The sequence below is a fragment of the Armatimonadota bacterium genome, from assembly GCA_031460175.1.
Lineage (GTDB): Bacteria > Sysuimicrobiota > Sysuimicrobiia > Sysuimicrobiales > Sysuimicrobiaceae > Sysuimicrobium > Sysuimicrobium tengchongense.
The window spans coordinates 458901-470338 of the sequence record JAVKGW010000001.1 but is presented as its reverse complement, the minus strand read 5'-3'; the positions used below and the strand labels follow the sequence as shown (position 1 = coordinate 470338).

The window sequence follows — 11438 nt, the reverse complement described above, 5'->3', positions numbered from 1 at the left end:
GTGGTGAAAATCCCCAGGAGGAACGTCCGATGCCACTCTCCGGGAAACGCCTCCTCGTGACCTCCGGGCCGACCCGGGCACCTCTGGATGCCGTGCGGTACATCAGCAACAAGGCAAGCGGTCGCACAGGGGCGCTGATCGCGGAGCTCGCGGTGCAGGCGGGAGCCCGGGTCACCTACGTGTACGGCCGCGGCTCCCAGCTCCCCCAGCCCCGGGCCCGGGCCCGGGACTCCCTCCGGCTCATCCCCATCGAGACCGTGCAGGACCTCATCCAGGTGTTCCAGGCAGAACTGCCCACAGGCTACGACGCGGTGGTGCATCCCATGGCGGTGCTGGACTTCGCCCCCGCGGAGGTGCGCTCCGAAAAGGTCTCCTCGGAGGAGGAGTGGGTGGTGCGGCTTGTGCCCACGCCGAAGGCCATCCGGCTCGTGAAGGAGCTGAGCCCCCACACGTTCCTCGTGGGGTTCAAGATGGAGGTGGGCAAGACCCCGGAGGAGCTCGTGCGGATCGCCCACGAATCCCTCGTACACAACCGCGCGGACGTGATGGTGGCCAACGACCTCGCGGAGATCGAGCGCGGGGAGCACCGGGGCTACTTCGTGGGGCCCGAAGGACAGGTGCTCCGCGTGGCCCTGGGCAAGGAAGAGATCGCCCGAGCGGTGGTGGAGCTGCTGGAAGAGCGGCTGGGAGCGCGGGTTTGATCGAGGACCGGACGGTCGTCCTAAATCGTTGACATAGCCTACTATCGTTACGTATCCTGGCCCCGTGGGACGCAGGGTCGCCGCGGAGCTTCAGAGCCACGTGCGCGCGGTCCGGGAATCCCGGGGGCTGTCGCAGGCGGAGCTGGCGCGGCTTGCCGGGCTTTCCAGACAGGCCCTGTCGGCCATCGAGGCGGGCCGCTACGTGCCCAACACCGCGGTGGCGCTGAGGCTGGCCGAGGCCCTGGGCTGCGCGGTCGAAGACCTGTTCCGTGTCCCCACCACGCCCACCGTCAGGGCCCGCCTGGCGGGACCGGCGAGTATCCCTCGGGTCCGGCTGGGCCGGCTCCGCTCGGAGCTGGTGGCCTGGCCGCTTGAGGGCCCGCTGGCCGCGCAGCCCGCGGACGGCACCGTGGTGTCCCGGAAGGGCCATCGAGCTGCGGTGGCGTTGCTGGGCGGTAGAGGAGACGTCGAGCGCACGGTGTTCGTGGCCGGCTGCGATCCAGCCCTGCGGATCGCCGGGTCGCTTGCGGAAACAAGCGGCCGCGTCCGGGTCCACTGGATCCCCACCAGCAGTGCCGCCGCCCTGCAGGCCCTGGGTGAGGGACTCGTGCACGCGGCCGGCACCCACCTCCACCCGCCCGGGGATCCCGAGGGCACGCAGACCATCCGGCACGCCCTGGGCCGAGCGCCGGCGCTGGTGGTGACGCTCGCGCGGTGGGTGGAGGGCGTGATGCTCCGCCCGGGTGCCCGCATCCGGAGCGCCGAGGACCTGCTGCGGCCGGGCGTGCGGGTGGTGAACCGGGAGCAGGGTTCCGGCAGCCGCCTGGTGTTCGACCAGTGGCTGCGCGGTGCGGGGATCCCGGTGGACAGCCTGGAGGGCTACCGGCGCGAGCTCTCCGGCCACCTGGCCGTGGCCGAGGCGGTGGCCACGGGCCTCGCGGACGCGGGCCCCGGGGTGCTGCCCGTGGCGCGGCTGTTCGGCCTGGACTTCCTCCCCCTGGCGGAGCACCGGTACGACCTGGTGGTCCCGGAAGACCTGACGGACCGCGAGCCCGTGCGGGTCCTGCTGGACGTGGTGGCCGGCCGGCGGTTCCGGGAGGAGCTCGCGGCCATCGGGGGGTACGACCCGGCGCCCGCGGGAAGCGTCCGGAAGCTGGGAGAGATCGCGGGGTGAGGAGGATCCTCGTCCTGCTGGCCGCGGTGTTGTCGGCGTCTGCGGCGCCGGTGGGAACGCAGCCTGCCGAGGGGTTGCTGGTGGCGGCCGCCGCCGACCTCCGGTACGCCTTCGAGGAGGTGGGGCAGGCCTTCCGCGCCCGCGCCGGCATCCCCGTCACCTTCTCCTTCGGGTCCTCGGGCCAGCTGGCCCAGCAGGTGGAGAACGGGGCGCCGTTCGACGCGTTCTTCTCCGCCAACGAGGCGTTCGTGCACCGGCTTGCCGAGCGAGGCTTCGTGGTGCCGGACTCGGTTCAGCTGTACGCGGTGGGCCGCGTCGTCCTGTGGGTCCGGCGCGAAAGCCCCCTGCCCGTGGAGCGGGGGTTGTCCGTACTGCTGGATCCCCGGGTTCGGTACGTGGCCATCGCCAACCCCGAACACGCACCCTACGGGGAAGCCGCGCGCCAGGCCCTCGTGAACGGCGGGGTGTACGACCGGGTCCGGCCGAAGCTGGTGTACGGGGAGAACGTGAGCCTGACCCTGCAGCTGGTGCAGTCGGGCAACGCGGACGTGGGGATCGTGGCCCTCTCCCTGGCCCTGGCCCCCCCCGTGGCCCGCGGCGGCCGGTTCTGGCTCATCCCGGACCGGCTACACGAGCCCATCCGGCAGGCCGCGGGGGTAGTGGCCCGGTCCACTCAGCAGGAGCAGGCGCGCGCGTTTTTGGCGTTCGTCGTCGGACCTGCGGGCCGGCCGGTGATGCGGCGGTACGGCTTCGTGCTGCCCGGGGAGGGACCGTAGCTGGACCCAGCACCCCTGTGGGTCTCCCTCAAGGTGGCGTCGCTGGCCACGCTGCTCGCGGGTGTGGCGGGAGTGGGGCTCGCGTACGTGCTGACCGCGTCGCGGTTTCCGGGACGCGGGGTGGTGGAGGCGCTCACCTCCCTGCCCATGATCCTGCCCCCCACGGTGTTGGGCTACTACCTTTTGGTGCTTCTGGGACGGCAGAGCCCGCTGGGGAAGTGGGTGGAGGCGACCTTCGGGGTGTCGCTGGTGTTCACCTGGCAGGGGGCGGTGATCGCCGCCGCGGTGCCCTCCCTCCCCCTCGTGGTGCGCACCGCCCGGGCGGCCTTCGAGGAGGTGGATCCCCAGGTGCTGGAAGCCGCCCGCATAGACGGGGCCGGCGCCCTGCAGCAGTTCGTGAGGGTGCTCCTGCCCCTGGGCCGCAGGGGTGTGCTGGCCGGGGTGGCGCTGGCGTTCGCCCGGGCGTTGGGGGATTTCGGCACCACCCTCATGGTGGCGGGAAACATCCCGGGCCGTACCCAGACCCTGCCCATCGCCCTGTACGACGCGGTGCAGGCAGGCCGCTGGGACGCGGCGGCAGCCCTCGTCCTCCTGCTCAGCGCGGTCGCGGTCGGGGTGCTGCTCGCGGTGGGGTGGCTGAGTTCCTCCCCCTCCGCAGCCCCACGAGGGCCAGGGCTGCGCCCCAGAGGAGCACGCTCGGCGGTTCCGGGACGCGAGGCGGAGGAAGGGGGTCGGTCTCCAGCGTGGCCTCAAGGAACTCCTTGGTATTGACGAACTTCTTCTTGTGGTCCCCACCCGCACGGCTCCCGAACCGGAGCTCCACGAAAAACGGGTCCCCCGTGAGCAGGGCGCGGAGCCGGGGGGAGTCGGAGAAGACGATGGTCTGGTAGCGGGAGTCTCCGGTGAGGGTGCAGGGGATCGGCGCGCAGCTCCCGCTCATGAGCGTGATGGGGCCGGAGACGGGGTTCCCGGAGGCATCGTAGAAGGCGATGGCCTCAAAGAACTTCCCGGGATCGTTGGCCCCACCGAGGTCCAGATCCTCGAACCGGAAGGTGAGGGTTGCAGAGCCTACCGGGAGGGCCACGGGCGAGAACCGGAGGAACATCCGGAGGGCGTTCCGGTTGGTGAAGGGACCCCAGCGGGAGTCGGGGGTCGTGCCGGCGGTCCTCGTAGACCACGAGAACGGTACCGGGGTCACCCCGTAGATCCCGCTGTAGGCCGGACTGAGGGGGATGTAGAATCCGATCCGCCCGGTGGTAGGGTCGTAGCACACCTCTCCCTCCAGGGTGGGACAGTTAGGGACTGCCGGGGTACTGGACCCCAGGGCCACCACCGGCACCCCCCGGGCCAGGAGGGCGGCGGAAGCCTCACCGGCGGAGAAGACGAGGACTACCCCAAGCCCGAAGCCGAGGAAAAGCCATCTGACCACGGATCGCACCTCCGGCCCGGAATTAACCTGACTAAACCAGCCCTCCCGCCGGGCTGCCCATCCTCCGATCGAAGGAATTTTCATAACCAATGGGGGATTCGCGAGCGGGAATTCGGAGGTTTGGGGCATATAAAGGGCAAGGGGAGGTTCGGGGAGCAGGCCCCCGCGGGACCGGGGTCAAAGGTGGCACAGGAGTTGCTCTGACGCCTGGGGGATCAGGGTAGGTCTGGAGGCGAGGAAGGGCGGTGCGGACGTGGTCGCCTGGTGCCGTCCGGAGCCAGTGGCGAACCCGGCCAGACCAGTGGGCCGGGTTTTGTGTCTTCGAGGGGCGGTGATGCGCGGCGGGAGGCGGGAAGCTGGGCTCACCCTGGTGGAGATCCTCGTGGCCATCGTGCTGTTTGGCCTGGTGGCGGTCTTTTTGATGTACACCTTCCTGGCCGGCATGCGGTTCACGGCCCGAGCCAACGAGACCGCGGCCGCCACCACCATCGCAACTCAGGTGCTGGAGCAGATCCGGGCGAGTCCCAACTGCGTGTGGGGGGTGAACTGGACGGACCTCCCGCGGACCCCGATCCCCCTTCCCACCCCCTACCACCGCATCGCCAACATCGGGCCGTACCGGTTCGACGTGGCGGTAGACCGGCTGGACCCGGGCTCTGCACTCTCCATCGTCTTCCCCCGGGTACGGGTGTGGCGGACCGGAGCTCCGGACACCGAGCCCCTCGTGGAGTTCGTGAGCGCGTGCGATGACCAGTAGGCGCTTCGGTTTCCTCCTAGGTCTGGCCGGGCTCACCCTGCTGGAGCTCCTGCTGGCCCTGACCCTGCTCGCCCTCGTGACCGTGGGGATCTACGCCCTGGTGGATACAGGCGTCACCGCGGCCCGGGATACGGGGGCGGTGCTGCGCACGCAGACGCAGGTACGGGCCGCCCTCGACGGGATCGTGGACGAGGCGAGGTGGGCGGCGAGGGTCCTCCCTTCCCCGGCTCCGAGCGCCACCTCCGTGGCCTTGTGCGTTCCAAGTAGCCCCCGCACGAGCACGCCCTACTATGTGCGGTTCGCCTATGATCCTGCAGACCGGGCCATCACCCGGGCAGAGGACCCGGACGGCGCCGGTTCGGAACCCTTCGGGCCGCCGGAGGTCCTGGCGAAGTTGCCGGCGGGCGGCGCGGCGCCCTCCTTCGCCCTGGAGTACTACACCTCCCTGGGGGAGGTGGCCGCGGATCCGGGGAGCGTGGCCCAGATCCGCGTCCGGATCCGGATGGAGGTGGAGACCCGGATGGGGACGCCTGCGGTGGAGCGGGAGATGATCGGCGATGTGGCGTTGCGGCAGTACGGGACCACGTGCCCGTGAGGGAGGGGAGAAGATGAAGCGGAAGGACGAGCGGGGCGTGGCCCTGATCTCGGTCCTGGTGGTGATCCTGATCCTGACCCTGCTCGGAGGGTTGGTGCTCTACCTCAGCGGGCAGGAAGGGGGGATCAGCCGGGTGCGGTACCGGGGAACTCAGAGCCTGGCCATCGCGGAGGGCGGGGCCTGGGCCGCCCGGGCGGCCCTCATGGCCCTGGTGAACGCGAACCCGGCGGACAAGGCCACGCTCCGTACGAGTCCAACTGAGATGTACACGTGGTTTACCACCCAAAGCCCCATGGAGTTTTTCACGAGGCTGTGGATCGATGGATCTTTGCTGGGGGTGACCGCCGGCCCTTCCACCAGCTGGGTGGCGTTCCGGGTCAACTGGTCCCTCAGCTCCCCGTACCGCAAGCTGGAGTTCCTCTCAAGCGGGTCCGGTGCCCCGCCCCCGCATGAGGCCCTGCTCCCCCCTCCCGGAAGTTCCACGGACTCCGTGCCTCCGAACGCACTGGGGAACGGCCGGTACCGGGCCGTGGTGGTGGTATGGAGTCCCGCGAAGGCAGGGCTGCGGGTTTGTCGGGATCGGGAGGAACCGCCCAGCGAGACCAACGAATGTCCGGTGCACCGGGACCGAGCGGCGCCCACCACCTACCTGATCCCCCTGGAGTACCGCGTGGTGGCGGAGGGATACGTGGATCCTCAATTTCGGAGGCGGGTGACGCTGGAGGGCCAGCTTCGGGCGGTCCTGGGGAGTCAGAGTTTTGCCCAATGGCTGGTCTTCACGCATATCTTTAGCTTAAGCAGTGGCAGTCGGGTCTACTTCGGCCACGAGGAGAGCTACGACGGACCGGTGCACACCAACGGGCAGTTCTGGTTCTGGGGGTTCCCCAAGTTCGGGACCCCCGATGCCTCCACCCCCTGCGACCCCGGCCGCATCCAGGCCACGCGGCTCACCAGCACCAGCACCCGCGCGGGGTTCCGCCGGATCTCGGGATCCGGCCCGGTGGAGACAGAGCTGGAGGCCAACGAGTGGGTGGTCGGGGGTCAGCGGAGGGCAGCGCCCGTCCTCCCGGACTGCACTCCGACGAACTACGGTGACGACGCCGACAACCCGGCCGCCAACTTCACCCGGGGGTTCGACGCGGATCCCACCACACCCACCATCGATCCCATCGTGGTGCCCCTCAACCCCCCGGGACGGGTCACCGACCGGGACGCCATCGCCCAGCGGGCGGTGAGCCTGGGGCTGGACCCGCAGGATACGGGCCCGAATTCCTGGACCGATGCGCAGTGGAACCGGGCGGTCCGGGAGCGGATTCCGGAGCTCCCCGACAACGCGAGCTCGGTGCCCGACGGGGTCTATTTGCCGGTGGACGACCGAAACAACAACGGCACCTCTGATCCGGGAGAACCTCTCCTCGGCGGGATCTACGTGCAGGGAGATCTTCGAAGTCTCACCATCAGCAACTGCCCACCGGGAACGCCCGGGTATCCGTACTGCCCGGCATCCGGTACGGACCGGGCTTACTACCGGTTCGAGCACGCCAACGGTCAGGTGGTGACCGTGGAGATCGACCGGGTAACGAACCGGACGACCGTCACAAACCCTTCTTGGCCGGATCCCCAGACCCGCACCTTCCAGGGCGTCCCCAAGGGCTTTCAAGGAAGTGACATCTTCCCGAACGCCACCGTCATCTACGTGCACGGGAGGATCGGTACAGGATCGGGGAACGGTCTTTGGGGCCAGGTGGAGGAACGGGAGCAGGTGATGATCGCCGCCCGCGGGGACGTGTACATCACGAACCACCTCCGGTACGAACGGCCGCCGAACATCTACGACCCCACGGACAACCCCACCAACATCTTGGGCCTGTACACCCCGCGCGGGAGGATCCGGATTCCCACCGGTACCCCCAACGACCTCGTGCTCCAGGGGGTGTTCATGGCGGGCCAGCCGGGAGTAGACGACGGGGTCCGTAGCGAGCAGGTGGTGGAAGGTCTGTGCGGGAGGCCTGCCCAGGGCAAGCTGAACCTCCTGGGAGGGCTCATCTCGGAGTACGCGGGCGTCTCCGGGTGCGCGGACTCCGGCGGGCGGCTCGTCAGCGGGTATGCGGACAACTACCGCTACGACCGGAGGCTCAGCCGCGGGTTTGCGCCCCCCTACTTCCCCACCACCACCCTCCCCCAGATCCAGGCCCAGGGCCTCGCGGGGCAGAAGCCCCGCTGGCAGGAGCTCTCCCCGCCATGAGATCCCGGGAACGGGGTCTGAGCCTCCTGGAACTCGTGGCCGCCCTGGCCCTCGTGGCCCTCCTGCTCGGACTCGCCCTCCCCAGCTGGCGGCGCAGCATTGCCATGCAGGACCTGCGCTACGGCACGGAGCAACTGGCCACCGACCTCCGGGAGGCCCAGGAGCGGGCCAAGGCCGATCGCAAACCCTACACCGTGGCCCTCACCGCGGGGAGCTCCACGTACTGGGTGCGGCGGAGCGGCGGGGGGTTCGACCACAGGGGCGAACTCCCCCGGGGACTTGCTCCTACCGCGGACGTCACCGTCACCTTCGACGCCTTCGGGAAGCCGGATGAGACGTACACCATCCGGCTCCAGAACCGCGCGGGCACGGGGATCGTGCAGGTGAGCCGGGCGGGCGGGATCGAGGTCACGCTCCCGTAAGGGCAACCGCTCCCTTCGGAGTCCTCCTTGGGGCGGCGAGCACGATCCGGGGCGCCCATCTTCGGATGGGCTTTCCGAAGGAAGCCTCGAGGAGGGTTTTGCTCCGGCGAAGCGAACTCCTTGCGAGCAGGGCAGATGGGACGAGGGGAGAACGCAAAGACGCGAGGTGGGATCATGGCCCTGCGGGAGGAAGCCCTCGAATACCACGAGCGGGGCCGGCCCGGCAAGCTGGCCATCCAGATCACAAAGCCCTTCGTCACCCAGCGGGACCTCTCCCTCGCCTACACGCCCGGGGTGGCGGAGCCCGTACGGGAGATCCACAGGAATCCTCTGGATGCTTACCGGTACACGGCCAAGGGCAACCTGGTGGCGGTGGTCTCCAACGGGACCGCGGTGCTGGGCCTGGGCAACGTGGGGGCTCTGGCCAGCAAGCCCGTGATGGAAGGGAAGGCGATGCTCTTCAAGCGGTTCGCGGACGTGGACGTCTTCGACATCGAGGTGGAGGCCACGGATCCGGAGGAGTTCGTCCGGATCGTCCGGGCCATCGCCCCCACCTTCGGAGGGGTCAACCTGGAGGACATCCGGGCCCCGGACTGCTTCTGGATCGAGCGGCGGCTGCGGGAGGAGCTGGACATCCCCGTGTTCCACGACGACCAGCACGGGACCGCCATCATCGTGGGGGCCGCCCTGCTGAACGCCCTGGAGCTGGTGGGGAAGCGGATCACCGAGGTCCGGGTGGTCATCAGCGGGGCCGGAGCCTCCGCCATCGCGTGCGCGGAGTTCTTCCTGCTGCTCGGGATGCGGCGGGAGCAGGTGGTGCTGGTGGACACCAAGGGGGTCGTGTACCGGGGGCGAGCGGAGGGCATGAATCCCTACAAGGAGCGGTTCGCCGCGGACACCCCGGCCCGGACCCTGGCGGAGGCCATGGTCGGCGCGGACGTGTTCGTGGGACTCTCGGCACCGGGGATCGTGACGCGGGAGATGGTGCGGTCCATGGCGTCCCGCCCCATCGTGTTCGCCCTGGCGAATCCGGATCCCGAGATCCCCTACGAGGAAGCCCGGGCCGCACGGCCGGACGCCATCGTGGCCACGGGCCGTTCGGACTACCCCAATCAGGTGAACAACGTCCTGGGGTTCCCCTTCATCTTCCGGGGAGCCTTGGACGTGCGGGCCCGGGCCATCAACGAGGAGATGAAGCTGGCCGCATGCCATGCCCTCGCGGCGCTCGCCAAGCAGGATGTGCCGGACTCCGTCCTGCGGGCCTACGGTTTAGCGCATCTGGAGTTCGGGCCCGACTACCTCATCCCCAAGCCCCTGGATCCCCGGGTGGCCCTGTGGGTGGCGCCTGCGGTGGCGGAGGCGGCCATGCGCACGGGCGTGGCCAGACGGCACGTGGACCTGGAGGCGTACCGGGAGGAACTGGCCCGGCGTCTTTTGCGGGGCCGGGAGGTGCTGGGGATCGTGTACCACAAGGCCCGCCAACAACCCAAGCGCATCGTGTTCAGCGAGGGCGAGGAACCCAAGATCCTTCGCGCGGCCGCCATCCTGGTCCAGGAAGGGATGGCGCACCCCGTGCTCCTGGGCCGGGAGGAGGTGGTGCGGGCCCGGATGGAAGAGCTGCGGATCACCACCTCGCTCGAGGTGGTAAACCCCGAGCGCTTTCCTCGGTTTGAGGAGTACGCGCAGACCCTCTACCGCCTGCGACAGCGCAAGGGGGTGACCCTCCGGGAGGCCCGGGCCCTCATGCGGCAGCCCAACTACTTCGGGGCCATGATGGTGCACAGGGGCGACGCGGACGGGTTCGTGGCCGGCCTCACCTACCACTACCCGGACGTGATCCGGCCCGCCCTGCAGGTCATCGGTCCCGCGCCGGGCGTGAGTCGGGTGGCGGGCCTGTACCTCATGATCCTGGAGGGCCGGGCGTACCTGTTCGCGGATCCCACGGTAAACATCGATCCCACCGCGGAGGAGCTGGCGGAGATCGCCATCATGGCCGCGGACAAGGCCCGGGAGTTCGATCTGGAACCCCGGGTGGCCATGATTTCCTTCTCCAACTTCGGCTCCACCCGCCACCCCAGGTCCGAGAAGGTGGCGCAGGCCGCGGACCTGGTGAAACGGTGCCGGCCGGACCTCATGGTGGACGGCGAGATGATGGTGGACGTGGCCCTCTCCCCCGAGCTGCGGGCAGAAGACTATCCCTTCTCCACCCTGGTGGGGGAGGCGAACGTGCTGGTGTTCCCGAGTCTGGAAGCCGCCAACGTGGCCTACAAGCTCGTGCAACGGCTCGGGGGCGCGGTGGCGGTGGGCCCCATCCTCATGGGCATGGCCAAACCCGTGCACGTGCTGAGCCGGGGTGCGGAGATCTCGGAGGTGGTGAACATGGCGGCCATCGCGGTGCTGGATGCCCAGACCCCGCGCCGGCCCGTCACCGTGCGGGAGGTGGTGGCCCAGCGGGCTTAACGCCCCCGCGTACCGCTCGGGCCAGGGCCCGGATGTGGTCGGGCGTGGTGCCGCAGCAGCCGCCGAGGACCCGCACCCCGAGGCCGATGGCCCGGCGGCCGAACTCCGCGAGCTGCAGAGGGCCGGCGTCGTAGACGGGGCCGGTCTCCGTGAACCGGGGCAGCCCCGCGTTGGGCTTGGCCACGAGGGCCAGATCCGGATCCGTCTCCCGCATCCGCCGGAGGGCTTCCTCCGTCATCTCCAGGGTGGCCCCGCAGTTGGCACCCACCGCGGCCAGCTGCCACTGCCGGGCGGCCTGGGCCACCGCCTCGGGCCGGACGCCCATGTTCGTCCGGCCGTGCGTGTCGAAGGAGAACGTCACCACCAGGGGGAGGTGCGGGGCGGCCCGCCGCGCGCCCTCTACCGCCGCTTGAGCCTCCCGCAGGTCCGAGAGGGTCTCCACGTAGAGGAGATCCACCCCCGCCGACGCGAGGGCCCCGGCCTGCTCCGCAAACAGGTCCACGGCCTCCGCGTACGTGCGCTTCCCGAAGGGGGCCAGGAGCTCTCCCAAGGGGCCCATGTCCCCGGCCACCCACACATCCCGTCCTCCCGTGACGGCCCGGACGATCTCCACGGCCCTCCGGTTGACCTCCTCCACCCGGTCTTGCAGGCCCAGACGGTGCAGCCGGGCCCGGTTTCCCCCAAAGGTGCACGTGAGGATCAGTTCCGCGCCCGCGTCCAAGTAGGCCCGGTGCACCGCGGCGATGGCCTGCGGTCGTTCCAGGACCCAGGCCTCTCCGGGCCTCCCGGCCGGGAGGCCCGCGGCGAGAAGCATGGTCCCCATGGCCCCGTCCGCGAGGATGGGCGGTCCTTGCTTGAGGCGCTCGAGGAACCTCATCC

General features: G+C 70.0%; 10 protein-coding genes and 1 riboswitch. Of the genes, 9 read left to right on the top strand and 1 reads right to left on the bottom strand.

Going from position 1 to position 11438, the window contains the following annotated elements; all coding sequences use genetic code 11:
• The first annotated feature begins 29 nt into the window (after positions 1-29).
• The 9 genes from QN206_02415 (at position 30) to QN206_02375 (ending at position 10559) form a co-directional block, all read left to right on the top strand.
• Entirely contained in the window at positions 30-701 is a 672-nt protein-coding gene (locus tag QN206_02415; GenBank protein MDR7613661.1) for a phosphopantothenoylcysteine decarboxylase, read from the top strand.
• Positions 702-765: 64 nt separating this feature from the next.
• The gene (locus tag QN206_02410; GenBank protein ID MDR7613660.1) at positions 766-1875 is read left to right on the top strand and encodes a substrate-binding domain-containing protein; all 1110 of its coding nucleotides are present in this window, start codon (positions 766-768) and stop codon (positions 1873-1875) included.
• The gene (gene modA, locus QN206_02405; protein ID MDR7613659.1) at positions 1872-2651 is read left to right on the top strand and encodes a molybdate ABC transporter substrate-binding protein; all 780 of its coding nucleotides are present in this window, start codon (positions 1872-1874) and stop codon (positions 2649-2651) included. The genes QN206_02410 and modA overlap by 4 nt, the downstream gene beginning before the upstream one ends.
• Positions 2652-3422 carry a molybdate ABC transporter permease subunit gene (modB, locus tag QN206_02400; protein MDR7613658.1) on the top strand — a complete coding sequence of 257 codons (771 nt, stop codon included), beginning with the start codon at positions 2652-2654 and terminating at the stop codon, positions 3420-3422.
• A gap of 877 nt (positions 3423-4299) precedes the next feature.
• Positions 4300-4384, top strand: a riboswitch (cyclic di-GMP riboswitch).
• A 30-nt stretch (positions 4385-4414) separates the two neighbouring features.
• A complete protein-coding gene (locus QN206_02395) occupies positions 4415-4837 on the top strand; it encodes a type II secretion system protein (protein MDR7613657.1) in 423 nt (140 codons plus the stop codon).
• The gene (locus QN206_02390; GenBank protein MDR7613656.1) at positions 4827-5432 is read left to right on the top strand and encodes a hypothetical protein; all 606 of its coding nucleotides are present in this window, start codon (positions 4827-4829) and stop codon (positions 5430-5432) included. Before QN206_02395 ends, QN206_02390 begins: the two co-directional genes overlap by 11 nt.
• 13 nt (positions 5433-5445) lie before the next feature.
• Positions 5446-7677, top strand: coding sequence for a DUF4900 domain-containing protein (locus tag QN206_02385; GenBank protein MDR7613655.1), 2232 nt, complete (start codon positions 5446-5448; stop codon positions 7675-7677).
• Positions 7674-8099, top strand: coding sequence for a prepilin-type N-terminal cleavage/methylation domain-containing protein (locus QN206_02380; GenBank protein ID MDR7613654.1), 426 nt, complete (start codon positions 7674-7676; stop codon positions 8097-8099). The genes QN206_02385 and QN206_02380 overlap by 4 nt, the downstream gene beginning before the upstream one ends.
• A gap of 174 nt (positions 8100-8273) precedes the next feature.
• Positions 8274-10559, top strand: coding sequence for an NADP-dependent malic enzyme (locus QN206_02375; GenBank protein MDR7613653.1), 2286 nt, complete (start codon positions 8274-8276; stop codon positions 10557-10559).
• Here the strand turns inward: QN206_02375 and QN206_02370 are convergent.
• A complete protein-coding gene (locus tag QN206_02370) occupies positions 10525-11436 on the bottom strand; it encodes a homocysteine S-methyltransferase family protein (GenBank protein ID MDR7613652.1) in 912 nt (303 codons plus the stop codon). The two genes, QN206_02375 and QN206_02370, sit on opposite strands and share 35 nt — an antisense overlap.
• Positions 11437-11438: the final 2 nt, after the last annotated feature.